The sequence below is a fragment of the Microbacterium sp. NPDC012755 genome (genome assembly GCF_042901325.1).
In the GTDB taxonomy this organism is placed as follows: Bacteria; Actinomycetota; Actinomycetes; order Actinomycetales; family Microbacteriaceae; genus Microbacterium; species Microbacterium natoriense.
Map to the genome: position 1 here is coordinate 2,144,596 of NZ_JBIBCT010000001.1, position 25,177 is coordinate 2,169,772.

Consider the following 25,177-nt stretch of genomic DNA (forward strand, 5'->3'; position numbering starts at 1 on the left):
ACGGCACAAGTGGTATTCGCGCCGTCTCCGGGGTGAGACCATTGAGGAGATGACTGAAGTACAGGGTCCCACCCCTACTGGCACCTCCCGTCCGTATCGCTCGCTCACGGAGGCGCTTCGTGCGCACCGGGTCGCCCTGGAGAACTACGAGTTCATCACTGCGGTCACCGATGCCGTGGGCATCTCCTCCTTCATCGACCGAGGTCGGTACATCGAGGCCATCCGTCGTGGGGAGGGCGCATCCCTGCACATCGGACGCACGTACACGAACGGGTTCGGGGAGGACGAGGTCATCACGATCGGCTCCACCCCGCTGCGGCTCCAGCCGAGCGAGGGGCGTGAGCCGTACTTCTTCGTCACGCACCCGAGCGAGTACCCCCAGGTGACCACGACCGCGCGGTCGATGCGGCCGAGCACCCCGCGCGTCAGCGTTCCTCGCACTGCGAGCTCTCCGCGCACGGAGCGCACGCCGAAGCCCATCGAGCGCGACTACGGCGTGTGCGATGTGTGCTTCATGGTCAAGACCGCCGCCGGCGGCTGCGCCTGCGACTGAACCCGTCGACGCGGCCCGTCTGCGTCACCGCGGTGCCGCGTCTCGTCACGGGCGGCGTGCGAACGGTCTTCCGGTGAGCTCTTCGGAGACCTCCCAGATCCTGCGCGCCGCATCATCGTCGCGCAGTCGGGAGTAGAGCCGCTGCGGTCCCGGGGCGCCGCCGAGGTGGCCGGGTCCGCGGGGGCCGTAGAACCCGCCGCTCACGGCCTTCGAGGAGGTCGCGGCGTACACCGCAGGAAGGCCGGCGGACTCCGCGGTGCCGAAGAGGATTCCGCGCCGTGAGAGCGCGCCGATGAAGCGGCGGCCGTTCGTCTCGCGTTCCCGGCCGAGGTCGGGACGGGCGGCGAGCAGGTTCGTCGGGGCCACGCCCGGATGCGAGAGCATGCTCGTGATGCCCCAGTCGCGCGATCGGCTGAGACGGTCGAGTTCGAGCCCGAAGAGGCCGAACGCGATCTTCGACTGGCTGTACGCGCGCATGCCGTCGTATGCGCGCTCCCACTGCAGATCGTCCCAGTTGATCGCGCCCTGATTCGCGGCGACGCTGATCTGGGAGACCACCCGTGCGCGGCCCTCTCGAAGCAGCGGGAGGAGTTCGCCGACGAGTGCGAAGTGTCCGAGGTGGTTCGCGCCGAACTGGAGCTCGAAGCCGTCAGCCGTGGTGCGTCGATCCGGCGGCGTCATGACGCCCGCGTTGTTGATGAGGATGCCGATCGGCGTCCCCTCCGCGCGCAGCGACTCGCCGAGAGCGGCCACGGAGTCGAGCGCGGAGAGGTCCAGATCGCGGAGGGAGATCCGCGCGTCGGGAACCGTCGTGCGGATGCGCTCGATCGCCGCACGTCCCTTGTCCCGGTTCCGGACGGGCATGACGACCTCGGCGCCCGCGGCAGCGAGTCGTGCGGCGATGCCGACGCCGATGCCGTCGCTGGCGCCGGTGACGACGGCGCGCCGGCCGTCGAGGTGCGGGATGTCGATGGATGGTGTGCGGGGCATGGTCTCCTCGTTTCTGACCTTCCGACTCTCCTCCGTACGCCGTGCGGCATCCAGGGATCGTCCGTCCGTGGATGCGCCCGAAGGCTGCTGGTACAAAGGACGGGACGGGGGTGCGCATGGAGATCGACAGGGCAGGGCTGGCGGAGTTCCTCCGGTTGCGACGCGAGGCGCTGCAGCCGGAGGACGTGGGCCTCGCCAGAGGCGGACGCCGGCGGACGGGCGGCTTGAGGCGCGAGGAAGCCGCGAGCCTCAGCCACATGTCGACCGACTATTACGCACGGATCGAGCAGCAGCGGGGTCCTCAGCCCTCGCCGCAGATGATCGCGGCGATCGCCCAGGGGCTTCATCTCACGCTGGCCGAGAGAGATCACCTCTTCGTCCTCGCCGGGCACGCGCCTCCGCCGAGGGGAGGGGAGAGCAGTCACATCAGTCCCGGTATGCTGCGCATCTTCGATCGCCTGCACGACACCCCCGCGGAGGTCGTGACGGAGCTCGGCGAGACCCTCAGACAGACCGCGCTCGGCACGGCGCTCGTCGGCGACCTCACACGCTTCGAGGGGCCGGAACGCAGCATCGGATTCCGGTGGTTCGTCGATCCCTCGTCGCGTCGGATCTATGCCGAGGAGGAGCACGACTTCCTCTCCCGGCTCTGGGCCTCCGGCCTTCGCGACGTCGTGACGCGCCGTGGACCCTCGTCGCGCGCCGCGCGGTGGACCAGGGAACTCCTCGATCGCAGCGACGAGTTCGCTCGGATCTGGGGGCTGCACGAGGTGGGGCTCCGCCCGCGAGCGGTCAAGCACTTCGTCCACCCGGAACTGGGTGCTCTCGAGCTGGAATGCCAGACGATCTTCGAACCGGAGCAGTCCCACGCGCTTCTCGTCTACACGGCTGCTCCAGGGAGCGAGAGTCAGGAGAAGCTGCGCCTGCTCTCCGTCATCGGCGCGGAGAGCTTCTCAGGATGAGGTGCGAAGGACTCAGGCGGACGAGTGCCATCGTCACGAAAGAGTCGAGGTCGAGGCAGGCAGCTGCGACCGAATCGCTGAGCTCGTTCGGCGATGGGGAGTTGTGCCCATCCCCTGTGTGGCCGTTGTTTTGTAAAGTTGATGGTGTCAGGCCGGAGGGGGGCCGGGCTCGACTGATCGTCGAAAGGCATGGGGGGCATGGCTGACGAAGTACAGGTGTTCTACACCGAGCTCATCACGGAGACATCCTCGGTTAACAGTTCGACGACGGCGCTGCTCGCCACGGTCGGCTATCTCCAGGGCGACGATGTCGGCGTCGAGAATCCGGCGCACAGGACATCGCTCCGTCTGGAGATGCATCGGAGGTTCATCGCACTGCGCAGCGCCGTCGAGGGCATCATCACCGATGCGAGTGACATCGCCGTGCGTCTGCAGGCGATCAGCGACCGTCACTCCGAACTCGATGTCGAACTCACAGGAAAAGAGCAGCCGTGAATCTGGTCTCTCCCCATCGCGGCTATCCGCTGGAGCGGATCGAGGGCAACTCGGGCTCGATGGAGACATGGGTGGGCACGTTCGACCGCATCGCGAAGGATCTCGGCGACCTGCGTGACCGTGCGCATCGTGTGGCCGAGCTCCCTGGTGTGGGCGACGCGATCAGCCGCGCGCGAAGCGACGCGCAGGTGATCGCAGGCCCGGTTCGCTCGGGCATCGTCGACGCGCAACTGCTGTCGAGCGTGTTGTCCGCATACGCCGATGCGTACTCGGCGCATGCGGTGCCTGCGAACAGGATGATCGAGGAGATCCAGAACGCCCACGCGGCGTGGGAGAGCGCCGCAGGCGAGGCCGAGCAGGCGGGGCTCAAGGCGCTGTGGTCGTCTCGATCCGGGCCGGACGACGAGGCGACCAAAGCCAACGACGATGCCCGCGAGGCGATGGCGACGGCGGATGCCGCCAAGAAGGCGCTCGACGAGCTGTGGACGTCGTGGGAGACGCTCTACACGTCATGGGATGAGGCCTATGACAAGGCGCTGTCGTCGCTCGTCTCGGGAGCGAGCGTCTACCTCACGAACGAGGAGAAGGCGCTGCTCGATCAGCTCCTCGCGGCCAATGACCCGGCTGCGGTCTGGCAGCTCTGGAACGCGAACCCGGCTCTGCGGGATGCTCTCGCCGACCACTACCCGGACATCATCGGCAATCTCGACGGCATCCCGTACGACGTCCGCGCCGAGGCCAACCTGCGCAGGCTGAAAGAGCTGCACAACAGGCTGCAGTTCCTCTCGGAGCCGCAGAAGTCCGAGGTGGCGGCGCTGTGGGATGAGGTCGAGAAGAAGAACGGCAAGCTCATCTCCTTCGATCCGGACGGTTCGGAGCAGACGACCGCCGCGCTCTGGTACGGCCCGTTCGACGCGGCGAACGTGTCGACGCTGGTGCCGGGCATGCTGTCGAAGGTGAACGGCATCGGGGAGTTCGGGAAGTCCGCGCGAGACCTCATCGACGGCACCGGCGACGCAGCCGTGGCATGGTTCGGCTATGACTCGCCAGAGGTCCCCGAGGAGCCGTTCATGGACAGGGCGCAGAACGGGGCTCCCGCCCTGCGATCCTTCCTGCTGGGACTCGATGCGCAACCCGGTTCGCGGACGATCAACGTGATCGCGCACTCCTACGGCAGCACGACCGCGGCGCTGGCGATCGGTTCGGCAGCGGACGGGCTCGGCGTGGACAGATTCATCACGGTCGGGTCGGCGGGCCTGCCCGACGACGCTCAGGTGCTCGCCAATCTGCAGTCCCCGGATGCTCCGCGCATCTACGCGACCACGTCGGCGAATGACTTCTGGGCGCCTGTCGGCAAGGTGACGGGGTGGGGTCACCACACCGATCCGGCGAGCCTCGACGGGGTCACCACGTTCGACAGCGACGGGGGAGTGGATGCCGCGGGCGAGCCGCTCTTGGCGACCCCCGGCCACAGCGCCCACTCGGGCGTGAACTTCCCGGGTCAGAACGCCCCCGGCGGCTATCTGCTCAAGGGCAGCGAATCCTTCTACAACGTGCGCGAGATCGTGCGCACCGGCGAGCCGGGTACCGAGCCCGGCGGCGAAGGAAGCGAGAAGGGGTATTGGGATCTCGTGGCCGAGGGGATGTCGCAGGGCGGCTATGGGCTCGGATACTAGGGTGTCGATGATGAGGCGTGCGTGGGCGGCGGTGGCCGTCGGATTGGTGTTGGTGATGACGGGTTGCGGTGCGGCGGTACCGGAGGGCGATGCGCTCTACCGGGATGGCGAGAAGCGCTTCATGGAGCTCGCGACGCGGATGCACACCGTGCTGATGGGCATCCACGAGGGTGTGTGGACGATCCCCGTGGGCGGGGACGGGGCCGTCCCCGGAAGCTGCACGATCGGATTCGGCGGCGCCGATGGATACGCGTTCTCCTACCGGCGAACCGTGGACCTGCCGGGAATGGATCCCGAAGCGGTGAGCGCCGCGGCGGTGGCCGCGTTCCGGGAAGCGGGATTCGACGGGACGCCGACCACCTACGGGTCCGGCGAGTCCGCGGAGTGGAATGTCATCGCCGACGACGAGACGCTCGGAAACGTGGTGGCGACGATCCGTCCGCGCGAGGGGAGGGTCGAGGTATCCGCCGACACGCCGTGCGTGCCGGGGAAGGCGGGCGACCTGTCGTACATGGTGACCGACGACGAGCACCGCGGCGACGGCCCTTCGACGTGGCGGTACCTGCCGGCGACGGAGGGGCCGGACTCGGTGCCGCAGTTCTACTTCCCCGCCGACGGTCCGATCTACTTCAATGAGGATGAGACGCCGGTGGAGCCGCAGCCCGTCGTCACCGATCCTCCGAAGGCCCCCTACGGCGGCTGATCTCGCGTTCCGTCGCTGCCTGGCTCAGGCGAAGGCGCTCATCCCCGTGATGTCGCGGCCGAGCAGCAGGGCCTGCACGCTCTCGGTGCCCTCGTACGTGTGGATCGCCTCGATGTCGGCCATGTGCTGCATGACGCCGTTCTCGAGCAGGATGCCGTTGCCCCCGAGCAGGTCGCGGGCCGTCGATGCGATGCGGCGGGCGGCGCGGGTGTTGTGGAACTTGGCGAGCGACGCCTGCGTCGGCCGCAGCTCGCCCGCCGTCTCCAGGTCGGCGAGGCGACGGCAGTACAGCTGCATGGCGGTGAGGTCCTCGAGCATGTGCGTGAGCCGCTCCTGCACCATCTGGAACTTCGCCAGCGGCTTGCCGAACTGCACGCGCTCCTTCGCGTAGGCGAGGGCGGCCTCGTAGCAGGCGGTCGCGTGCCCGAGAGCCGACCAGGCCACTCCGGATCGCGTCGCGTAGAGCACGGTCGAGGCGTCCTTGAAGCTGTGGGTGCCGGGGAGCACGGCGTCGAGGGGCACCCGCACGTCGTCCAGGGCGATGTGCGCCTGGTAGATCGCACGCAGTGAGGCCTTGCCGCGGATGACGGTGCCGATGTAGCCGGGGGTGTCCTGTTCGACGAGGAAGCAGCGGACAGCGCCGTGCTCGGCGGCATCCGGATCGTCGACACGCGCCCACACGAACGTGATGCCGCCGGAGGCGCCGTTGCCGATCCACTTCTTGGCGCCGCGGATGACCCACTCCTCGCCGTCTCGACGGGCGACGGTCTCGAGCGACACGGAGTCGGAGCCGTGATCGGGCTCGGTGAGGGCGAAGGAGCCGAGGACCGAGCCGTCGGCGAGGCCCGTCAGCCACTTCTCCTGCTGCGCGTCGGAGCCGAACAGCGCGAGCGTGCGCAGCGCGAGACCGCCCTGCACGGCGAGCACGGTGCCGAGCGATCCGTCTCCGCGGGAGATCTCCATGTTCACGAGGCCCGCGGCCAGCGGCGACAGGCGGGTGAGCGACGGATGCTCGATGCCGTCGACGACGAGGTCCATCTCGCCCATGCGGCGGGCGGCATCCAGCGGGTACTCCGCGCGATCCCAGGCATCCGCCATCTGCGGGCCGACCTCGTCGATGTACGCGCGTGCGCGATCCCATGCCTCGCGGTCGGCGGCGGGGATATCGAGGAAGACGGCGTAGTAGTCGCTGTCCTGGCGACCGGTGATGTCGTACGACGAGACGCGCTCGCCGGGGAAGGGGGAAGCTGCAGTGCTCATGGGAGGCTCCTTCGTGGCACCAAGTATCGTACTCCTCGATACTCAGTTTCACGAGCCCGGGCGCGCGAGACCGCCGAGCCCGGGCGCGCGAGACCGCCGAGCCGTCGCGAACGGCGTGTGCGTGCGCCGAGAACCGGCCGTTCGCGGCGGACCGCGACGCGGGTGAAGGACGGGCCGGCCCTGGCTCAGTCGAGCTGCGTGCGCAGGCGGCGGGTGACCTCGGCTATCGGCATCGAACGGGGGAAGACGGCGACCACCACGTCGTCCGGCGCCTCCGCAGGTGCCTCGGCGGGCACGCCGTAGCGGCGCCGCACATCGGCCAGCGCCGACTGCAGCGTCGACAGCGGCACCTTCTTCTTGCCGCGCAGCAGCTGGCGCAGCACGTGGTTGTGCACCGCCGTCACGAGGGCGGCGAAGCCCACCGCGTCCAGCGGGTCGATACCGGGGAGGGATGTGCGCAGGTAGTCGTCGAACAGGCGCTCGTAGCGGAACACGGTGATGATCTCCCGCTCACGCAGCACCGGGACCTGCCGGACGATCTGGTAGCGACGACGCGCGAGCTCCGGATCGTTCGCGAAGTGCGAGAAGACGGACTCGGATGCCGCGCAGACCGCGCCCCACGGGTCTTCGTGCCCCTCGGCGAGGAACTCCCTGAGCTGCTCGATGAGGACCTCGTGGTCGGCGAACACCACGTCCTCCTTGCCGCCGAACTGGCGGAAGAAGGTCGATCGCGAGACGCCGGCGGCCTTGGCGATCTGCTCGACGGACGTCTGGTCGAAACCCTGGGTCTGGAACAGTTCGAGCGCTGCGGCGACGACGGCGGAGCGCGGTTCGGGGAAGTCTCGCATGACGAAAGCCTAGAACCTCGCGGGCGAACTGCGAGGCGGCTTTCCCGGCACGGGGCGCTCAGAGCGAGGTAGTAAGCTGGGGGACTGGTCGATGTCTCGACATCGAGAGAAAAACCAGCCGCATCCCAGTGAAGGAACCACAGTGGATCTGTACGAGTACCAGGCACGAGACGTTTTCGAGAAGTACGGAGTGCCGGTCCTCGCCGGCATCGTCGCCGACACCCCCGAGGAGGTGAAGGCAGCCGCTGAGAAGATCGGCGGAGTCGTCGTCGTCAAGGCACAGGTCAAGACCGGTGGTCGCGGCAAGGCGGGCGGCGTCAAGGTCGCGAAGACCCCCGAAGAGGCGTACGAGGCGGCCAAGGCCATCCTCGGCCTCGACATCAAGGGCCACATCGTCAAGCGCGTCATGGTCGCACAGGGCGCCCGCATCGCCGAGGAGTTCTACTTCTCCGTGCTGCTCGACCGCGCCAACCGCTCCTACCTGAGCCTCTGCTCGGTCGAGGGCGGCATGGAGATCGAGGAGCTCGCCGTCGAGCGCCCAGAGGCGCTCGCCCGCGTCGAGGTCAACCCGCTCACGGGCATCGACAAGGCGAAGGCCGTCGAGATCGCCCGCGCGGCGAACTTCCCCGAGGACCTCGTCGAGAAGGTCTCCGACGTCTTCGTGAAGCTCTTCGACGTCTACAAGGGCGAGGACGCGACGCTCGTCGAGGTCAACCCGCTGGTCCGCACCGAAGAGGGCGACATCATCGCGCTCGACGGCAAGGTCACGCTCGACGACAACGCCTCCGAGATCCGCCACCCCGAGCACGAGGCGCTCGAGGACAAGGACGCCGCTGACCCGCTCGAGGCCAAGGCCAAGGCGAGCGGCCTGAACTACGTGAAGCTCGACGGCGAGGTCGGCATCATCGGCAACGGCGCAGGCCTGGTCATGTCGACGCTCGACGTCGTCGCCTACGCCGGTGAGAACCACAACGGCGTCAAGCCCGCCAACTTCCTCGACATCGGCGGCGGCGCCTCTGCTGAGGTCATGGCCGCGGGTCTCGACGTGATCCTCGGCGACCCGCAGGTCAAGAGCGTGTTCGTCAACGTCTTCGGCGGCATCACGGCGTGCGACGCCGTGGCCAACGGAATCAAGGGCGCCCTCGAGACGCTGGGCGCCGCGGCATCCAAGCCGCTCGTCGTGCGCCTCGACGGCAACCGCGTCGACGAGGGCCGCGCGATCCTCGCCGAGTACGCGCACCCGCTCGTCACCCTGGCCGCCACGATGGACGAGGGCGCCGACAAGGCCGCCGAGCTCGCCAACGCCTGATCGCAGAGAGACACAAGGACTAGAGAAATGTCGATCTACCTCAACAAGGACTCCAAGGTCATCGTCCAGGGCATCACCGGCGGCGAGGGCACCAAGCACACGGCGCTCATGCTGAAGGCCGGCACCCAGGTCGTCGGCGGCGTCAACGCCCGCAAGGCCGGCACCACGGTCGCGCACACGGACAAGGACGGCAACGCCGTCGAGCTCCCCGTCTTCGCCTCGGTCGCCGAGGCCATGAAGGAGACCGGCGCCGACGTGTCGATCGCCTTCGTCCCCGGCGCCTTCACGAAGGACGCGATGATCGAGGCCATCGACGCCGAGATCCCGCTCCTCGTCGTCATCACCGAGGGCGTCCCCGTCGGCGACTCGGCCGAGGCCTGGGCGTACGCGCAGAGCAAGGGCAACAAGACCCGCATCATCGGCCCGAACTGCCCCGGCATCATCACACCCGGTGAGGCGCTCGTCGGCATCACCCCGGCGAACATCACCGGCAAGGGCCCGATCGGCCTCGTGTCGAAGTCGGGCACCCTGACCTACCAGATGATGTTCGAGCTGCGCGACCTGGGCTTCTCGACCGCCATCGGCATCGGCGGCGACCCGGTCATCGGCACCACGCACATCGACGCGCTCGCCGCGTTCGAGGCCGACCCCGAGACCAAGGCCATCGTCATGATCGGCGAGATCGGCGGCGACGCGGAAGAGCGCGCGGCCGACTACATCAAGGCGAACGTCACGAAGCCGGTCGTCGGCTACGTCGCGGGCTTCACCGCCCCCGAGGGCAAGACCATGGGCCACGCCGGAGCCATCGTCTCGGGCTCGGCGGGCACCGCTCAGGCCAAGAAGGAGGCCCTCGAGGCCGCCGGGGTCAAGGTCGGCAAGACGCCGTCCGAGACCGCCGACCTCATGCGCGCGATCGTGGAAGCTCTCTGATCTGAGCTACGCTTGACATGAAGGCCCCGGGCTCCACCCCGGGGCCTTCTTGCATGTCCGGCTGCGGCAGCCGGCTGCGGCATCCGCTCGCCCGTTCGTGCAGTCGGGCGGATGCTCGCCTTCGTGTTTTTCGGAGGGTTGTCGCTTTTTCGGAGGATCGGCGGCGGATCGTCCGAGGAACGTGCGACGGTCCGAGGAACGTGCGACGGCCCGAAGGTTGGTGGGGATGCTGCGTACTCGCTCGTTGCATGTCCGGCTGCGGCATCCGCTCGGGCATCCGCTCGCCCGCTCGTGCAGTCGGGCGGATGCTCGCCCTCGTGTTTTTCGGAGGGTTGTCGCTTTTTCGGAGGATCGGCGGCGGATCGTCCGATGAACGTGCGATCGTCCGAGGAACGTGCGACGGTCCGAGGGGGCGGCAGAGATGACAGAGCGGCAGCAGAGACGGCAGAGGGGGCGGTGAGACGGCAGAGGGACGGATGCCGTAGCATCCGCCCCTCTGTCGTGCGGGTGTCAGGCGCCGAGCAGCGCCTCGATCGGGCCGCGGGCGAAGAACAGCACGAAGCCGACGCCCACCGCCCACAGCAGCGGGTGGATCGTCTTGGCCCTGCCGGAGAACGCGTTCACGACGATCCAGCTGACGAAGCCCGCCCCGATGCCGTTGGCGATCGAGTAGGTCATCGGCATCACCGTGGCGGTGAGGAACACCGGCAGCAGCACGCGGAAGTCGCTCAGATCGATGTTCTTGATCTGCGAGAGCATCATGGCGCCGACGAGCACGAGAGCCGCCGCGGCGACGGCGCTGGGCACCAGGGACGTGAGCGGCGTGAAGAACATCGCGAGCAGGAACATCGCGCCGGTGATGACCGTCGCGAAGCCCGTGCGGGCGCCCTCGCCGATGCCGGCGCCCGACTCCACGAACACCGTGGCCGACGACGACGAGGTGCCGCCTCCGACGATCGCGCCGACGCCCTCGACCACGAGGGCCGACTTGATCCGGGGGAAGTCGCCCTTCTCGTCGGCGAGGTCGGCCTCCTTGGCGAGACCGGTCATGGTGCCCATGGCGTCGAAGAAGTTCGAGAACAGCAGCGTGAAGACGAACATCACCAGGGTGACGCCGCCGACCTTCGCGAAGTCGAAGCCGAAGTCGACCTGGCCGATCAGGCTCAGGTCGGGGAGCCCCACGATGCTGCCGTTGAATCCGAAGTCCTGACCGAAGGGCCAGATGAGGTTGACGAGCGCTGCGAGCACGGAGCCGCCGACCAGGGCGATGAGGATGGCGCCCTTGATGCGCAGGGCGATGAGCACGCCGCCGATCAGCAGCGTGATGACGAACAGCAGGGTGGGGATGGATGCCACGGAGCCGCCGATGCCGAGATCGACCGGGGGAGAGGCGTTCTTGGTCGAGGTCACGAACCCGGCGTTCACGAAGCCGATGAAGGCGATGAAGAGGCCGATGCCGACCGTGATCGCGAGCTTGAGCTGCACGGGGACGGCATCGAAGATCAGCTTGCGCAGACCGGTCGCCGCGAGCAGCACGATGATCACGCCGTTGATCATGACCAGCGCCATGGCCTCCGGCCAGGTCACGGTGCCGACGACCGTGAAGGCGAGGAACGCGTTGATGCCGAGGCCGGCGGCGAAGGCGAACGGCAGGCGGGTGACGAGCCCGAAGAGGATCGTCATGATCCCGGCGGTCAGCGCGGTGGCTGCGGCGACCGCGGGGCCGGACAGCACGTGGCCGTCGACGTCGGGGGTGGCGAGGATGATCGGGTTGAGGATCACGATGTAGGCCATGGTGACGAAGGTCACCAGGCCTCCGCGCACCTCGGTGCCGATCGTGGATCCGCGCTTGCTGATCTCGAAGAAGCGGTCGAGAGCGTTCGTGGGCTCTGCGCTCGCGCGGGCAGGGGACGGGGCAGTTGTCATCGGGGGAACCTCCGTGGAGACGATATCGTGTCGCCCGAGTCGCGCGCGCCCCGAGGGGAGCCGCAGGTTCTCGTCGTAGTCTCGAAGGGATATGCAACGCCTCCTCGTCGCGCTCCTCGCGGCCGTCGACGCGGCCATCGCGGCCGCGATCGGTCTCGCCGTGCTGCTGGCGCCCCTCACCCTGCTCTGGACGCTCGCGTTCGGCGTCGGCGCCGACTGGGGCGCCCTGTGGCCTCTCACGGGAACCCTGTGGCAGTTCGGGCACGGGGTGCCGTTGGATCTGACGATCCCCACCGAGGTGCTGACCGCCGCCGGGATCGCCCCGGAGGCGGCGTCGTTCACGCTGTCGGTGACGCCACTGGCCTTCCTCGTCTTCACGCTGCTCTTCGCCGCGCGATCCGGTGCGCGGGCGGCTCGCGCGGGCACCTGGCTGCTCGGCGCGCTCTCGGGATCCGCCGCGTTCGCGCTGATCGCCGTGGGCGTCGCGCTGACCTCGAGCCTCGGTGTCGCCCGCACGCCTCTCGCTCTCGCGATCCTGCTGCCGTCGGCCGTCTACCTCGTCGGCGCCGTGTGCGGAGCCGTGCGCATCGCGTGGGAGGACGGCGACGGCGGCATCCTCGACCGTGTTCACGACGCCGTGGACTCCTGGGGTGAGTGGGGGCCGGTGCCCGCCGCAGCGGTGCGGGGAGCGGCTTTCGCGCTCGTCGGCGTGGTCGCGGCATCCGCGCTCGCCGTCGCGGTGATGACCATGCTGCGCGGAGGGCAGGTCGTGGCGCTCTTCGAAGCCGCCAGGGTCGACGTGCTCGGCGCCACGGTGCTCACCCTCGGACATCTCGTCTACCTGCCCACGCTGATCGTCTGGGCCGCCTCCTGGCTCGCCGGTCCCGGCTTCGCCGTCGGCGCCGGCACGGCGGTGTCGCCGGCGGGCACGCAGCTCGGCGTGGTGCCCGGCATCCCGGTGCTGGGCCTGCTGCCCGAGAACGGCTCGATGTGGATGCTGGTGGTCGTGCTCGTCCCCATCGCGGCTGGCGCCTTCGCCGGCTGGGCGGTGCGCTCGCGTCTCGTCTGGGAGGGCACGCCGCTCGGTCTCGCCCAGCGCGGGGCGATCGCGCTGGGCATCGCCGTGCTCACCGCGGGCGTGGCTGCGACGGCCGCTGTCGTCGCGAACGGATCGATCGGTCCGGGGCGGCTCGGAGTGGTCGGACCCGCGGCGCTGCCCTTCGCGCTGGCGCTCGGCGGCGAGGTGCTGATCGGCGCCGCGATCCTGCTGCTCGCGCCCCGTCATCGCGATGAGCTCGCGGAGGAGCGCACCGATCGGTGGATCGCCGAGATGGCGGCATCCGACCTGCCGCTGAACGACGCACCGGATGCCGGTTCCTCCTTCGACACGACGCCGCTGGACGATCTCCCTCCGCGCGGCTCCGGGGGCTGACATGCGGGTCGGGCGCGCCGCGGCGCCCCGGTAGACTGGGCGCGTGCTCACGGTCGCCGTTCTCATCTCGGGCACAGGCTCGAATCTTCGTGCCCTCCTCGAGGCTGCTCGTCACCCCGACTTCCCCGCGCGGGTCGTCGTGGTCGGAGCCGACCGCGAAGCCGACGGGCTCGCGCACGCCGAGGAGTTCGGCATCCCGAGCTTCACGGTGCCGTGGCACCTGCACGAGAGCCGCGAGCACTGGGGCGAGGAGGTCGGCCGTCAGCTCGACGTCTGGAAGCCGGATCTCGTCCTGCTCAGCGGACTCATGCGCCTGCTGCCGCCGTCTCTCGTCGCCGCGTACTCGCCGCGTCTGATCAACACCCACCCGGCCTACCTGCCGGAGTTCCCCGGAGCGCACGGCGTGCGCGATGCGCTCGCCGCCGGAGCCGCCGAGACCGGGGCCAGCGTGATCGTCGTCGACGACGGCGTCGACACCGGCCCCATCCTCGCGCAGGAGCGCGTGCCGATCGTCGAGGGCGACACCGAGCACACGCTGCACGAGCGCATCAAGCCCGTCGAGCGCCGACTCCTCATCGACGTGGTGCGACGCATCGCGACCGGCGAGCTCGCGCTGCCCTCCGCTTCCTGACCCCTCACCCTCGCACGAAGGAGCCCTCCATGGCCGGCCCCCGCCACGACCCCTCGCTGTACCGCGATCGCGATGCGGTCCCGATCCGCCGCGCGCTCGTCTCGGTGAGCGACAAGACCGGGCTGCTGGCCCTCGCCGCGGCGCTCGCCGAATCCGGCGCCGAGATCGTGTCGACGGGCTCCACCGCCGCGACGATCCGCGAGGCGGGCTTCGAGGTCACCGACGTCGCCGCCGTCACCGGCGTCGACGAGATGCTCGACGGCCGCGTCAAGACGCTGCACCCGAAGATCCACGGCGGCCTCCTCGCCGACCTGCGGCTGGAGGATCACGAAGGACAGCTCGAGCACCTCGGCATCGCGCCGTTCGAACTCGTGGTGGTGAACCTGTACCCGTTCGTCGAGACCGTGGCCTCTGGCGCTCAGGGCGATGACGTCGTCGAGCAGATCGACATCGGCGGCCCTGCCATGGTGCGCGCCGCCGCGAAGAACCACGCCAACGTCGCCATCGTCGTCTCGCCGGAGTCGTATCCGGCGATCGTCGGCGCGATCAAGGAGGGCGGCACGTCCCTCTCGCAGCGGCGCGAGCTCGCGGCGCGCGCCTTCGCGCACACTGCTGCCTACGACGCTGCGGTCGCCTCGTGGTTCGCCGAGGGGACCCTGATCGACCAGGGTGACCTGCCGGCCCACCTCACGATCCAGGCCGAGCGTCTCGCGACCCTCCGCTACGGCGAGAACTCCCACCAGCGCGGCGCGATCTACACGCGCGCCGGCGGCCACGGCATCGCCCAGGCGACGCAGCTGCAGGGCAAGGAGATGTCGTACAACAACTACGTCGATGCGGATGCCGCCCTGCGCGCCGCCTACGACATGGTGCTGCCCGCCGTCGCGATCATCAAGCACGCGAACCCCTGCGGCATCGCCACCACCGCGCCGAACGCCCTCGACCCGATCGCCAGCGCGCACCTGCGGGCCCACGAGTGCGACCCGGTGTCGGCGTACGGCGGGGTGATCGCCGCGAACGGCACGGTCACGCTCAAGATGGCCGAGAACCTCAAGGACATCTTCACCGAGGTCATCGTCGCTCCCTCGTTCGAGCCCGCCGCGCTCGAGGTCTTCAAGGCCAAGAAGAACCTGCGTCTGCTGCAGCTCCCCGAAGACTGGCAGCAGGAGCGCATGGACGTCCGCCTGGTGTCCGGCGGCCTGCTGCTGCAGGACGCCGACCGGTTCCCCGACGACATCTGGTCGGTCGCGAAGGACTGGGAGCTCGTCTCGGGCGAGCGCCCGAGCGACGCGGAGATGGAGAACCTCATCTTCGCGTGGAAGGCGTGCCGCGCCGTGAAGTCGAACGCGATCGTGCTCGCGAAGGACAACGCCACCGTCGGTGTCGGCATGGGCCAGGTCAACCGCGTGGACTCCTGCCGTCTCGCGGTCGAGCGGGCGGGCGACCGCGCGACCGGATCGGTCGCGGCATCCGACGCGTTCTTCCCGTTCGCAGACGGCGCGCAGGTGCTCATCGACGCGGGCATCAAGGCGATCGTCCAGCCCGGCGGCTCGGTGCGCGACGAAGAGGTGGTGGATGCGGCCCGCAAGGCCGGCGTCACCATGTTCTTCACCGGGGAGCGCCACTTCTTCCACTGATCGTTCCTGGGCTTCGAGACGGGAGCCCTCCGCAGTGCCGACCCTCGTGCCCACGTGAGCGCGAGGGTCTCGGCATCTGCGCCGACGACATGAGCGCTGCATGCGGACTCCCCGTCCGTATACTGAGGGAAACCTGGGTGATGGAGCAGAGGTATGGCGGCGCAGACGGCATGGTGGCTGACACCGACCTCGTACTGGGTGCCCGAGCATCTGGTCGTCTCGGCCTGGCTGACGCACGGCTCCTTCGCCGCCTGGATCGTCGATGCGCTGCGTCCGCGCGATGTCATCGAGCTCGGCACCCACAACGGGTTCTCCTGCTTCGCCTTCGCGGAGGCGGCCAAGCGTCTCGGCCATGAGGTCCGGATCGATGCGGTGGACAGCTGGGTGGGCGACGACCACGCGGGCTTCTACGACGAATCCGTCTACGATGCGGTGCGCGCGATCGCGGAACACGACTACAGCACGTCGGTCGTCCTGAACCGTGGGTACTTCTCCGAGGTGCGTTCGGCGTTCGCCCCGGCATCCGCCGACCTCCTGCACATCGATGGTCGCCACGCATACGACGACGTCCGCGCCGACTACGAGCAGTGGCGCGACACGGTGCGCGATGGAGGTGTGATCCTCTTTCACGACATCGCCGAGCGGCGCGAGGACTTCGGCGTATGGCGGCTGTGGGAGGAGATCGCGGAACCGGGGCGCTCCTTCACCTTCGAACACGGTCACGGGCTCGGCGTTCTCGCTGTGGGCGATGTGGTGAACGAGCCGCTCCGTGCGCTCTTCGAAGCCGATGAGGCCACGGCCGATCGCATTCGGAACGATTTCGAACGGCTCGGCGGAGTCATCGCGCTGGTGGAACGGGCGGAGCGTCTCGAAGCAGAGGTCTCCTCATTGCGCGGCGAGATCGGCGCGCTGCAGGCGGAGAGCCAGTATCTGACGGACGAGGTGGCGGCGAGGGACGCGCGCATCGTGGCCCTGCAGGAGAGCACGAGCTGGAAGGTGACGGCACCGCTTCGCGCGGTAGGTAAGGCGCTGCCGAGAAGTCGCTGAACCGGTCGTGCCCTGATACGACCACAGCGATGTCCGATTTCCGCCAGTGCGTGTCGGCGGGGCATGACAGCATGGATCCATGAGCTTCCCCGTGATCGACTTCGACGAGCGGTATCGCGCCATCAGCGCCCGCGACACCCGCTTCGACGGGCAGTTCGTCACCGCCGTGCGATCGACCGGGATCTACTGCCGACCGAGCTGCCCTGCGCGCACCCCCAAGCCCGAGAACGTCACGTTCTACCCGACCAGCGCCGCCGCGCACGAGGCCGGCTACCGTGCGTGCAAGCGCTGCCTGCCGGAGGCCGCGCCCGGCTCCCCGGCATGGGACATCCGGGGAGACACCGCCGCGCGGGCGATGCGGCTGATCGCCGACGGGGTCGTGGAGCGCGAGGGCGTGCCGGGGCTCGCCTCGCGTCTCGGGTACTCCAGCCGTCATCTGACCCGCCTCCTCGCCGCCGAGCTCGGTGCCGGGCCGCTCGCACTCGCCAGGGCCCATCGCGCCCACACGGCTCGCATGCTCCTCGTCGGCACCGACATGCCCATCTCCGACGTCGCGTTCTCGGCCGGGTTCGCCAGCATCCGCCAGGGCAACGAGACGATCCGCGAGGTGTTCGGACTCACCCCGGGGGAGCTGCGCGCGCGCAGACGCAAGGACGCGGCGGCGGAGCCCACCCCCGGTGCGATCGACCTCGTGCTTCCGTATCGCGGTCCGTTCGACGCGGCCGGTGTGTTCGCGTGGATGGCTGCGCGGGCTGTACCTGGCATCGAGACGGTCACGCCGACCTCGTTCGCTCGGCATCTGCGTTTGGCAGGAGGTCCTGCGTGGTTCGAGGTGCGGCAGGATGCCTCCTCGCGGCTCCGTCTGCGCGCGAGCGTCACCCAGCTCGGCGACCTCGCCCCGCTCGTGGCCACTGTCCGCCGCATCTTCGATCTCGACGCCGACCCGCTGGCCGTCGACGACGCGTTGAGCGCGCACCCCGAGCTCGCGCCGCTGGTCGCCCGAACCCCCGGCATCCGCGTCCCCGGCTCGGCCGACCCGCACGAGATGCTCATCCGCGCGATGATCGGGCAGCAGATCACCGTGGTCGCGGCCCGCACGGCGCTGACGGCCCTGGCCGACGCGCTCGGCGAGCGCACGCCGCACCCCGTTCCCGACGGAACGGGTGAGCCGGGGCTGCTGTTCCCGACGATGTCGGCGATCGCCGCGCACGGGGCAGAGGTGCTCCGCGGGCCCGCCGCGCGCATCAGGGCGATCGTGGGAGCAGCCGCCGCGCTCGCCGACGGCACCCTCACCCTCACCGTCGGCGACGACGGCGTGCAGCAGCGCTCCGCACTGCTCGCGATGCCCGGCATCGGCCCGTGGACCGCCGATTACGTGCGCATGCGCGTGCTCGGCGACCCCGACATCCTGCTCCCCGGAGATGTGGCCCTGCGCGCAGGCGCCGCGGCCTCCGGCCTGCCGGGAGACCCCGGCCCCCTCACGGACTGGGCCGAGCGCGTCGCGCCCTGGCGCAGCTACCTCAGCGCGCACCTGTGGCGCGCGGCGCCGGTCAGGCCGACGCGCACGAAGACGACGAAGAAGGAGACCCTATGAACGCCCTCATCCAGACCATCGACACCGCGGACGGCCCCTTCACGATCCTCGCCGACGACCGGCAGCGCGTGCTGTCCTCGGGGTGGACCGCCGATCAGGAGGCGATCCTCGACCGGCTCGCCGTCGCCCGTCGGCCGGAGTCGGTCATCGAGGCGGAGACGGATGCCGCCTCCGCCGTTGTCGCCTACTACGGGGGCGACCTCGCGGCGATCGACACGGTCGCCGTGATGCAGACCGGCACCTCCCTGCAGCTCGCAGGATGGGAGCTCCTGCGCCGCATCGACCCCGGTGCGCCGCTGACGTACACGACCTTCGCGGCGCGTCTCGACAATCCTCGTGCCGTGCGGGCGGCCGCGTCCATCTGCGCGCGCAACGCCCCCGCGCTGTTCGTGCCCTGCCACCGGGTGCTCCGCACGGACGGCACTCTCGGCGGCTTCGCGTGGGGACTCGACGTCAAGGAGAGCCTCCTGGCGCGGGAGGCCGCCGCTCGTTGAGCCGATCCGACGACTCCGCGGCGCGCAAGTGGTGCGCGGCGACGAACCGGCACTGTGTCCCCGCTCGTATGCTCGACGCGAGAAACGAGGTCGAGGAGGGCCGATGGCGCAGGTCGAGACGATCAGAACCTGGGTCGAGCGGCGGATGCCGGAGCTCGTCGCCACGCACCGGGTCCCCGCGCTGTCGCTCGCGATCGGCCTCGGCGACGAGACGATCGAGTTCGCGAACGGCATCCTGAACCGTGCCACCGGCGTCGAGGCGACGACGGATGCGGTCTTCCAGATCGGCTCCGTCACCAAGGTGTTCACGGCGACGCTCGTCATGCAGCTCGTCGACGAGGGGCTGCTCGGGCTGGATCAGGCGGTGCGCGACATCCTGCCCGGATTCCGGGTGGCCGACGCCGACGCATCGGCGTGGATCACCGTGCGCCAACTGCTCAGTCACTCCTCGGGCTTCGAGGGCGATGTGTTCGTCGACACGGGGGCGGGCGACGACAACCTGGAGCGCTACGTCGACATCCTCGCCGGGACTCCGCAGCTCTTCGCGCCTGGAGAGATGTTCTCGTACAACAACGCGGGGTTCTCGACCCTCGGCCGCCTCGTCGAGGTGCTGCGGGGAGCGCCGTACGACCGGGTGCTCCGCGAACGCCTGCTCGATCCGCTCGGACTCCGGCACGCCGCCGTCGATGCGGCGGAGGCGATCCTCCACCGCACGGCGGTCGGACATCTGCGCACCGCGGCGGGAGACATCGCTCCGACGACCGTGTGGTCGATGGAGCGCTCGGGGAGTCCGGCGGGGTCCCGACTCGCGATGAGCGCGCGCGACCTGCTGGGCTTCGGGCGCCTCCATCTCGCCGGAGGCGTCGCGGCGGACGGATCCCGGCTGCTGTCCACGGCATCCGTCGAGGACATGCGCCGCCCCCAGGTGCGGCTGCCGGACATCGACCAGGGCGTCGCCTGGGGTCTCGGCTGGGAGCTCTTCGCACGCGACGGCCGCGTGTTCCCCGGTCATGACGGCAACACCATCGGTCAGTCGGCCTGCCTCCGTCTGCTCCCGGAGGAGGGGGTGGCGGTGGCCGTGCTCGCGAACGGAGGGGACCCCCATCCGGTGTTCGCCGAGCTGGTCGATGAGGTGCTGCGGGAGGTCGCGGGCATCGGCCAGAAGGAGACGCCCGCCGCATCCGGACCCGCTCCGCACGACGCCGGGCGCTTCGTGGGCCGCTACGAGTCCAGCACGGCGATCACGACGATCAGCCGCACCGACGACGGGCGGCTCTGGCTCGACCGCACACCCCGGGGCGTCGTCGCCGACCTCGGCGATCTGCCCTACCGCACCGAGCTCGTCTCCTGGCGGGACGACGTGCTGCTGCCCGTCGACCCGGAGGGCGGCGTGCGCCAGCCCATCGCCTTTCTGGGCGACGACGGCACGGGGCGCGCGGCGCACCTGCATACGGGACGCGCAGACAGGAGGATGGACTCATGAGCCTGGACCTTCACCGCCGCGCGGTCGTCGCGGACGCGCACAATGACCTGCTGTGCTCCGTCGCGAGCCGCGAACCCGATGAGTGGTCGGAGTACTTCCGTGCGCAGTGGCTGCCGCAGCTGCACGCCGGCGGCGTCGATCTGCAGATCCTCCCCGTGTTCATCGACGACCAGTACCGTCCGGAGGGGGCGCTGCGCCGCACGCTCCGCATGATCGAGGCCGCACACCGGATCGCGGAGGACAACGCGGATGCCGTCTCCCTCTGCCTCACCGGCACGGAGGTCGACGGCACGATCGAGGAGGGGCGTATCGCCCTGGTGCTGGCCCTCGAGGGCATGCCGGGGATCGGCGACGACGTCGAGCTGCTGGAGACCGTGCACCGTCTCGGCGTGCGCGTCGGCTCCATCGCGCACTTCGGCCGGAGCGCGTTCGGCGACGGCAGCGGCGAGGACGCCGCGGGCAGCCGCCTCACCAGGACCGGCGTCAGGGCGGTCGCCGAGATGGAGCGCATCGGGATGCTGTTCGACGTGAGCCACCTCGGCTCCGGCGGCGTCGACCACGTGCTCGAGCTCGCGACGCGACCGGTCATGGCCACGCACTCCTCTGCGCGTGCGCTGTTCGACCACCACCGCAACCTCACCGACGAGCAGGCGCGGGGGATCGCGGCCACGGGCGGCGTCGTGTGCGTGAACTTCTTCGCCGCCTACCTGCACGAGAGCGCGTACACGATCGACACGCTGCTCGATCACTTCGAGCACCTGGTCGGCGTCGCAGGCGTCGAACACGTGGGCATGGGACCGGATTTCGTGCGCGAGGTGCTCGCCGACACCACGGCGCCCTGCTGCGTGCAGGACACGGTGGAGGGCGTCCCTGCCGATGTGTACCTGCCGGGGCTCGACGGCCCGGCAGGGCTGCCGCTGGTGACCGAGGCTCTGCTGGGCAGAGGGTGGGGAGAGGCTGATATCCTCGCCGTGCTCGGCGGGAACGTGCAGCGGCTGCTCCGCGCCGAGCTCGGCGTCGCCGGACGCCCCGCCTGATTCGTCGGCTCCGACGAACGGGGCCGGTTCCGTTCGACAGCTCCGACGAACGGCATGCGCGGCTTCTGCCGCAGTATCGAGGATGACGCAGGGCCGCCCTGGACCCCGCGGGCAGGCCACTGTAGTTCGCAAGGGAGCGCGGCATGCTGACGATTCGAGACCTCTCGGTGGAGATCCACCGGTCGGGTCGCACCGTGCGCCCCGTGACGGGCGTCGACCTCGTGCTGAGCCGCGGGGAGACCCTCGGCATCGTCGGCGAGACGGGCTCTGGCAAGTCGATGACGGGTCTCGCCGTGATGGGCATGCTGCCCGGCGGTGGCCGCATCACGAGCGGCTCGATCGACTTCGACGGCACCGAGCTGGTCGGTCTCGGCGCCGCCGAGTACCGGGCGATCCGCGGCAACGACATCTCGATGGTCTTCCAGGACTCGATGACCTCGCTCAACCCCACGCGCAACATCGGAGACCAGGTCGCCGAACCCCTGCTGCTGCACCGCGGGCTCTCGAAGAGGGCGGCGCGGAAGAGGGCGGAGGAGATGCTCGCACTCGTCGGCATCCCCCGTCCGTCCGAGCGTATGGGCGACTTCCCTCATCAGCTGTCCGGCGGCATGCGTCAGCGCGTGATGATCGCGATGGCGCTGATCTGCGAACCCCGTGTGCTCATCGCGGATGAGCCGACCACGGCCCTCGACGTCACGATCCAGGCGGAGATCCTCGAGCTGCTGAGCGGGCTCAAGCAGCAGCTCGGCATGGCCATGATCCTCGTGACGCACGACATGGGCGTCGTCGCGCGGCACGCCGATCGCGTCGGCGTGATGTACGGAGGGCGCCTGGTGGAGACCGGAGCCACCCCCGATCTCTTCCGCCACACCCGCCACCGCTACACGCACGCGCTGCTGTCGTCGATCCCCTCGCAGGCGCAGGACAAGGACGTGGAGCTGTTCAGCATCCCCGGCTCGCCTCCGGACCCGGCAGAACCGCAGGTCGGATGCCGCTTCGCCGCCCGCTGCGCCGCGGCGACCGACCAGTGCCGCACCGACACGCCCGTCTCCGTCGCAGGCCCGGGGGAGGGGCACGTGTTCTCCTGCTGGAACCCGGTGACGACCGTGTCGGAGACGGCCGTGCAGCGTCGATTCGCCGCGCAGGAGCCGCGGCCGGAGACCGCGGTGCCGCGCCTCCGCGTCGTCGACCTCCGCAAGGAGCATCCGGTGTCGGCCCAGGGACTGTTCGGACGCAAGCGCTCCGTCAAGGCCGTCGCCGGCGTGAGCTTCGAGGTGAGAGCGGGGGAGGCGTTCGGCCTGGTCGGCGAGTCCGGCTGCGGCAAGTCGTCCCTCGGGCGGATGCTCGTGGCTCTCGATCGCCCGACCTCGGGAGAGGTGCTGCTCGACGGTGCCCGCGTCTCCGGTCTCGGGTCGAGGCAGCTGGGACCGCGTCGCGCGAAGCTGCAGATGATGTTCCAGGACTCGCACGCGTCCCTCGACCCGAAGATGCGCATCGACGACATCCTGCGGGAGCCGCTGGTCATCCAGGGCGTCGGCACTCCGGCCGAGCGCACCGAGAAGGCGCTGGCGTCGCTCGCGAGCGTGGGCCTGGGCGCCTCGATCATGGAGCGCTACCCTCATGAGCTCTCCGGAGGGCAGCGGCAGCGCATCGGCCTCGCCCGCGCCCTCGCGCTCGACCCCGATGTGCTCGTCGCCGATGAGCCGGTGAGCGCCCTCGACGTGTCGATCCGCTCGCAGGTGCTGAACCTCATGCGCACGATCCAGCGGGAGCGCGGCCTCTCCAGCGTCGTCATCTCGCACGACCTCGCCGTCGTGCGCTACCTCGTCGACAGGGTGGGCGTGATGTACCTCGGCGCCCTGGTCGAGGTGGGCGAGACCGAGGAGGTCTACGCCCGCCCCGCTCACCCCTACACGGCCGGTCTCCTCGCCGCGGTCCCCGTGGCTGACCCCGACCTCGTGGAGACGCCGGTCGAGCGGGTGCGGGGCGAGCTGCCCAGTCCGCTCGATCCGCCCAGCGGATGCCGCTTCCGCACCCGCTGCCCCCTGGCGACGGAGCTGTGCGCGAGCGTGGAGCCGACGCTCGAGGCCGTCGGGGCCGACCACGGGGTCGCCTGCCACTTCCCCCTGCAGCCGAAGCTCCGGAAGACCGGTTCGCCCGCTGAGGAGGCGCACGCATGATCTGGTTCGTCGCCCGCCGGGTGCTGGTGTCCCTCGCGGTGCTGCTGGGCATCTCGCTCGTCGTGTTCCTCATGCTGCATCTGATCTCCGACAGCCCCGGACGCGCGGTCCTCGGTCAGCAGGCCACGCAGGCGGCCGTCGACGCGTTCAACCGCGAGAACGGCTACGACCGCCCCGTGCTCATCCAGTACGCCGACTACCTGCTGCAGCTGCTGCAGGGCGACCTCGGACGCTCGTACAAGCTCAACGAGGAGGTCGGCACCCTCCTGCTCCAGAACGCGCCGCGCAGCGCGATGCTCTCGCTGTGCGGTCTGGTGCTGGCCCTCGTGATCGCGATCCCGCTCGGCATCCTGCAGGCGGTCCGTCGGGGGCGCTTCGTCGACAGAGCCGCGACGTCGGTGTCGTACCTGCTGTACGCGACGCCGTCGTTCCTCATCGCCCTGGTGCTCATCGGCGTCTTCAGCCAGACCGTCCCGCTGTTCCCCGCCGAGGCGTCGCAGTCGACCTCGCCGTGGGTCGTGTTCACCGACACGAGGGCGATGGCGCTGCCGCTGATCACCCTCGCGATCACGAACATCGTGGTGTTCGCGCAGTACCAGCGCTCCTCGGCCCTGGAGCAGCTCGGCATGGACTACATCAAGGTCGCGCGGGCGAAGGGCGCCTCCGAGCGCATCGTGCTCACCCGGCACCTGCTGCGCAACGCGATCACCCCGATCATCACGCTCGTCGGCGTGCTGATCCCCACCCTCCTCGCGGGCAATCTCATCGTCGAGGCGGTCTTCAACTACCCGGGACTCGGGCTGCTCTTCCTGAACAGCCTCCACCGAGAGGACTATCCGGTGCTGCTGGCATACACGCTCATCGGCGGTGCGCTCACCGTCGCAGGGAACTTCGTGGCCGACCTCGTCGTCGCCCGCGCCGACCGCCGGATCGAGTTGGGAGCATGAGCACGGCACGCGCGGAGATCGCGGCCGAGGAGCTCCCCGTCCTCGCCACGCGCAACCCCCTCTCGCGCTCCGCGGTGCTGAAGGCGCTGTGGCGCAACAAGCCGGGCATGGCGGGGGTGTTCATCCTCGTCGGCCTGGTGCTGTTCTGCTACCTCGGACCGCTCGTGTACCCCACGAACCAGACCGACGTCGACCTCCTCAACGCCGCGCTCGCCCCGGGGGAGGGCTTCCCGCTCGGCACCGACAGCAACGGCTTCGACGTGCTCGGCCGGCTCATGCAGGGCGGTCAGGTGTCGCTGCAGATCGGCCTGCTCGCCGCGCTGTTCGCCACCACGCTCGGCACGATCTACGGAGCGGTCGCCGGCCTCGTCGGCGGTGTCGTCGACGGCATCATGATGCGCGTCGTCGACGTGCTGCTGTCGATTCCGTTCCTGTTCTTCGTGCTCATCATCGCTGCGCGGTTCACGGCCACGCCGCTCACCCTCAGCCTCGTGATCGGCGGCTTCTCCTGGCTCGTCGCGGCGCGGCTGATCCGCGGCGAGGTGCTGTCGCTCCGTGTCAGGGAGTTCGTGTCGGCCGCGCGCCTCATGGGTGCGAGCAACCGGCGCCTGATCTTCAGCCACCTCATCCCGAACACCTTCGGGGTGATCATCGTGAACCTGACGTTCCAGGTCGCCGACTCGATCATCGTGCTCGCCGCTCTCGGCTATCTCGGCTTCGGCCTGAGCTATCCGGTGACAGACTGGGGCAGTCAGCTCTCCAGCGGGGTGACGTTCCTCGCGGCGGACTACTGGTGGCTGATCTACCCGGTCGGAGCGTGCATCGTGCTCACCGTGCTGGCGCTGAACCTGCTCGGCGACGCGCTCCGCGACGCGATCGAGCACCGATCCCTGTGAACCCCGGCGGGGCTGTGTAGGCCTCGACGGATCACGCCCCGCGATTCTGTCGGGATCCCTGAACGCCCGACATCGGGGATGCTGCACTCTCGGAGCATCGGACCTCTGCACCACCCGATCGGTCCGACCACCATCTCAACCCGAACG

The 25,177-nt window shown here is 69.7% G+C and carries 22 protein-coding genes; 18 read left to right on the forward strand and 4 right to left on the reverse strand.

All coding sequences use genetic code 11. The features are described from left to right. Window positions 1-49 precede the first annotated feature (49 nt). Window positions 50-553: a hypothetical protein gene (locus ACFY5A_RS09945; protein ID WP_341939992.1), complete on the forward strand. Its 504-nt coding sequence runs from the start codon at window positions 50-52 to the stop codon at window positions 551-553. Between the two features lie 45 nt (window positions 554-598). Here the strand turns inward: ACFY5A_RS09945 and ACFY5A_RS09950 are convergent, their stop codons facing one another. Continuing rightward, window positions 599-1,543, reverse strand: a complete 945-nt coding sequence (locus ACFY5A_RS09950) for an SDR family oxidoreductase (RefSeq protein WP_387233588.1) — start codon at window positions 1,541-1,543, stop codon at window positions 599-601. A gap of 116 nt (window positions 1,544-1,659) precedes the next feature. Here ACFY5A_RS09950 and ACFY5A_RS09955 point away from each other — a divergent pair, with 116 nt between their 5' ends. The 4 genes from ACFY5A_RS09955 to ACFY5A_RS09970 all read left to right on the forward strand — a co-directional run bounded on the left by ACFY5A_RS09955 (window position 1,660) and on the right by ACFY5A_RS09970 (window position 5,379). Then, the gene (locus ACFY5A_RS09955) at window positions 1,660-2,505 is read left to right on the forward strand and encodes a helix-turn-helix transcriptional regulator (protein ID WP_387233591.1); all 846 of its coding nucleotides are present in this window, start codon (window positions 1,660-1,662) and stop codon (window positions 2,503-2,505) included. Between the two features lie 198 nt (window positions 2,506-2,703). Beyond that, window positions 2,704-3,000: a hypothetical protein gene (locus ACFY5A_RS09960; protein WP_341939989.1), complete on the forward strand. Its 297-nt coding sequence runs from the start codon at window positions 2,704-2,706 to the stop codon at window positions 2,998-3,000. Then, entirely contained in the window at window positions 2,997-4,676 is a 1,680-nt protein-coding gene (locus ACFY5A_RS09965) for an alpha/beta hydrolase (protein WP_387233595.1), read from the forward strand. The genes ACFY5A_RS09960 and ACFY5A_RS09965 overlap by 4 nt, the downstream gene beginning before the upstream one ends. Window positions 4,677-4,683: 7 nt before the next feature. Continuing rightward, window positions 4,684-5,379, forward strand: coding sequence for a hypothetical protein (locus ACFY5A_RS09970; RefSeq protein WP_341939987.1), 696 nt, complete (start codon window positions 4,684-4,686; stop codon window positions 5,377-5,379). A 24-nt stretch (window positions 5,380-5,403) separates the two neighbouring features. Here the strand turns inward: ACFY5A_RS09970 and ACFY5A_RS09975 are convergent, their stop codons facing one another. Both ACFY5A_RS09975 and ACFY5A_RS09980 read right to left on the reverse strand, forming a co-directional pair. Continuing rightward, window positions 5,404-6,639 (reverse strand): acyl-CoA dehydrogenase family protein, encoded by a 1,236-nt coding sequence (locus tag ACFY5A_RS09975; protein WP_387233599.1) that lies wholly within the window; start codon window positions 6,637-6,639, stop codon window positions 5,404-5,406. A gap of 185 nt (window positions 6,640-6,824) precedes the next feature. Then, window positions 6,825-7,487 (reverse strand): TetR/AcrR family transcriptional regulator, encoded by a 663-nt coding sequence (locus tag ACFY5A_RS09980; protein WP_105672753.1) that lies wholly within the window; start codon window positions 7,485-7,487, stop codon window positions 6,825-6,827. 142 nt (window positions 7,488-7,629) lie between these two features. On the opposite strand from ACFY5A_RS09980, the gene sucC reads away from it, so the two are divergent. Both sucC and sucD read left to right on the forward strand, forming a co-directional pair. Then, on the forward strand, window positions 7,630-8,796 hold the full coding sequence (sucC, locus tag ACFY5A_RS09985; RefSeq protein WP_105672754.1) for an ADP-forming succinate--CoA ligase subunit beta: 1,167 nt from the start codon (window positions 7,630-7,632) through the stop codon (window positions 8,794-8,796). A gap of 27 nt (window positions 8,797-8,823) precedes the next feature. After that, window positions 8,824-9,726, forward strand: coding sequence for a succinate--CoA ligase subunit alpha (gene sucD / locus ACFY5A_RS09990; RefSeq protein WP_223586923.1), 903 nt, complete (start codon window positions 8,824-8,826; stop codon window positions 9,724-9,726). Window positions 9,727-10,236: 510 nt separating this feature from the next. On the opposite strand, the gene ACFY5A_RS09995 is transcribed toward sucD, so the two are convergent. Beyond that, window positions 10,237-11,652, reverse strand: a complete 1,416-nt coding sequence (locus ACFY5A_RS09995) for an NCS2 family permease (protein ID WP_341939985.1) — start codon at window positions 11,650-11,652, stop codon at window positions 10,237-10,239. Between the two features lie 91 nt (window positions 11,653-11,743). On the opposite strand from ACFY5A_RS09995, the gene ACFY5A_RS10000 reads away from it, so the two are divergent. The 11 genes from ACFY5A_RS10000 to ACFY5A_RS10050 all read left to right on the forward strand — a co-directional run bounded on the left by ACFY5A_RS10000 (window position 11,744) and on the right by ACFY5A_RS10050 (window position 25,030). Next, window positions 11,744-13,084 carry a DUF6350 family protein gene (locus tag ACFY5A_RS10000; RefSeq protein ID WP_387233603.1) on the forward strand — a complete coding sequence of 447 codons (1,341 nt, stop codon included), beginning with the start codon at window positions 11,744-11,746 and terminating at the stop codon, window positions 13,082-13,084. A 43-nt stretch (window positions 13,085-13,127) separates the two neighbouring features. Next, window positions 13,128-13,715: a phosphoribosylglycinamide formyltransferase gene (purN, locus tag ACFY5A_RS10005; protein ID WP_387233606.1), complete on the forward strand. Its 588-nt coding sequence runs from the start codon at window positions 13,128-13,130 to the stop codon at window positions 13,713-13,715. 29 nt (window positions 13,716-13,744) lie between these two features. After that, window positions 13,745-15,352 (forward strand): bifunctional phosphoribosylaminoimidazolecarboxamide formyltransferase/IMP cyclohydrolase, encoded by a 1,608-nt coding sequence (gene purH / locus ACFY5A_RS10010; RefSeq protein WP_105672759.1) that lies wholly within the window; start codon window positions 13,745-13,747, stop codon window positions 15,350-15,352. Window positions 15,353-15,505: 153 nt separating this feature from the next. After that, the gene (locus tag ACFY5A_RS10015; protein WP_387233609.1) at window positions 15,506-16,399 is read left to right on the forward strand and encodes a class I SAM-dependent methyltransferase; all 894 of its coding nucleotides are present in this window, start codon (window positions 15,506-15,508) and stop codon (window positions 16,397-16,399) included. A 79-nt stretch (window positions 16,400-16,478) separates the two neighbouring features. Continuing rightward, window positions 16,479-17,993, forward strand: a complete 1,515-nt coding sequence (locus tag ACFY5A_RS10020) for a DNA-3-methyladenine glycosylase 2 family protein (protein WP_387233612.1) — start codon at window positions 16,479-16,481, stop codon at window positions 17,991-17,993. Continuing rightward, window positions 17,990-18,487 (forward strand): methylated-DNA--[protein]-cysteine S-methyltransferase, encoded by a 498-nt coding sequence (locus ACFY5A_RS10025; RefSeq protein WP_387233615.1) that lies wholly within the window; start codon window positions 17,990-17,992, stop codon window positions 18,485-18,487. Before ACFY5A_RS10020 ends, ACFY5A_RS10025 begins: the two co-directional genes overlap by 4 nt. A gap of 103 nt (window positions 18,488-18,590) precedes the next feature. Further along, window positions 18,591-19,970, forward strand: a complete 1,380-nt coding sequence (locus ACFY5A_RS10030; RefSeq protein ID WP_387233617.1) for a serine hydrolase domain-containing protein — start codon at window positions 18,591-18,593, stop codon at window positions 19,968-19,970. After that, window positions 19,967-21,007, forward strand: coding sequence for a dipeptidase (locus tag ACFY5A_RS10035; protein ID WP_387233620.1), 1,041 nt, complete (start codon window positions 19,967-19,969; stop codon window positions 21,005-21,007). Before ACFY5A_RS10030 ends, ACFY5A_RS10035 begins: the two co-directional genes overlap by 4 nt. Before the next feature lie 143 nt (window positions 21,008-21,150). Further along, the gene (locus tag ACFY5A_RS10040; RefSeq protein WP_387233623.1) at window positions 21,151-23,187 is read left to right on the forward strand and encodes a dipeptide ABC transporter ATP-binding protein; all 2,037 of its coding nucleotides are present in this window, start codon (window positions 21,151-21,153) and stop codon (window positions 23,185-23,187) included. Next, the gene (locus ACFY5A_RS10045) at window positions 23,184-24,134 is read left to right on the forward strand and encodes an ABC transporter permease (RefSeq protein WP_341939977.1); all 951 of its coding nucleotides are present in this window, start codon (window positions 23,184-23,186) and stop codon (window positions 24,132-24,134) included. Before ACFY5A_RS10040 ends, ACFY5A_RS10045 begins: the two co-directional genes overlap by 4 nt. After that, entirely contained in the window at window positions 24,131-25,030 is a 900-nt protein-coding gene (locus tag ACFY5A_RS10050; RefSeq protein WP_341939976.1) for an ABC transporter permease, read from the forward strand. Before ACFY5A_RS10045 ends, ACFY5A_RS10050 begins: the two co-directional genes overlap by 4 nt. The last annotated feature ends 147 nt before the right edge of the window (window positions 25,031-25,177 follow it).

What these genes read in the sequence shown, in the direction of transcription:
- ACFY5A_RS10025 (WP_387233615.1), top strand. Translation starts at nt 17,990, where the DNA reads ATGAACGCCCTCATCCAGACCATCGACACCGCGGACGGCCCCTTCACG.
- ACFY5A_RS09980 (WP_105672753.1), bottom strand. Translation starts at nt 7,487, where the DNA reads ATGCGAGACTTCCCCGAACCGCGCTCCGCCGTCGTCGCCGCAGCGCTC.
- ACFY5A_RS10035 (WP_387233620.1), top strand. Translation starts at nt 19,967, where the DNA reads ATGAGCCTGGACCTTCACCGCCGCGCGGTCGTCGCGGACGCGCACAAT.
- ACFY5A_RS09975 (WP_387233599.1), bottom strand. Translation starts at nt 6,639, where the DNA reads ATGAGCACTGCAGCTTCCCCCTTCCCCGGCGAGCGCGTCTCGTCGTAC.
- ACFY5A_RS10030 (WP_387233617.1), top strand. Translation starts at nt 18,591, where the DNA reads ATGGCGCAGGTCGAGACGATCAGAACCTGGGTCGAGCGGCGGATGCCG.
- ACFY5A_RS10020 (WP_387233612.1), top strand. Translation starts at nt 16,479, where the DNA reads ATGAGCTTCCCCGTGATCGACTTCGACGAGCGGTATCGCGCCATCAGC.
- ACFY5A_RS10040 (WP_387233623.1), top strand. Translation starts at nt 21,151, where the DNA reads ATGCTGACGATTCGAGACCTCTCGGTGGAGATCCACCGGTCGGGTCGC.
- purH (WP_105672759.1), top strand. Translation starts at nt 13,745, where the DNA reads ATGGCCGGCCCCCGCCACGACCCCTCGCTGTACCGCGATCGCGATGCG.
- ACFY5A_RS10015 (WP_387233609.1), top strand. Translation starts at nt 15,506, where the DNA reads ATGGCGGCGCAGACGGCATGGTGGCTGACACCGACCTCGTACTGGGTG.
- ACFY5A_RS10000 (WP_387233603.1), top strand. Translation starts at nt 11,744, where the DNA reads ATGCAACGCCTCCTCGTCGCGCTCCTCGCGGCCGTCGACGCGGCCATC.
- ACFY5A_RS09960 (WP_341939989.1), top strand. Translation starts at nt 2,704, where the DNA reads ATGGCTGACGAAGTACAGGTGTTCTACACCGAGCTCATCACGGAGACA.
- ACFY5A_RS09995 (WP_341939985.1), bottom strand. Translation starts at nt 11,652, where the DNA reads ATGACAACTGCCCCGTCCCCTGCCCGCGCGAGCGCAGAGCCCACGAAC.
- ACFY5A_RS10045 (WP_341939977.1), top strand. Translation starts at nt 23,184, where the DNA reads ATGATCTGGTTCGTCGCCCGCCGGGTGCTGGTGTCCCTCGCGGTGCTG.
- ACFY5A_RS09955 (WP_387233591.1), top strand. Translation starts at nt 1,660, where the DNA reads ATGGAGATCGACAGGGCAGGGCTGGCGGAGTTCCTCCGGTTGCGACGC.
- ACFY5A_RS09945 (WP_341939992.1), top strand. Translation starts at nt 50, where the DNA reads ATGACTGAAGTACAGGGTCCCACCCCTACTGGCACCTCCCGTCCGTAT.
- ACFY5A_RS10050 (WP_341939976.1), top strand. Translation starts at nt 24,131, where the DNA reads ATGAGCACGGCACGCGCGGAGATCGCGGCCGAGGAGCTCCCCGTCCTC.
- sucD (WP_223586923.1), top strand. Translation starts at nt 8,824, where the DNA reads ATGTCGATCTACCTCAACAAGGACTCCAAGGTCATCGTCCAGGGCATC.
- ACFY5A_RS09970 (WP_341939987.1), top strand. Translation starts at nt 4,684, where the DNA reads ATGATGAGGCGTGCGTGGGCGGCGGTGGCCGTCGGATTGGTGTTGGTG.
- ACFY5A_RS09950 (WP_387233588.1), bottom strand. Translation starts at nt 1,543, where the DNA reads ATGCCCCGCACACCATCCATCGACATCCCGCACCTCGACGGCCGGCGC.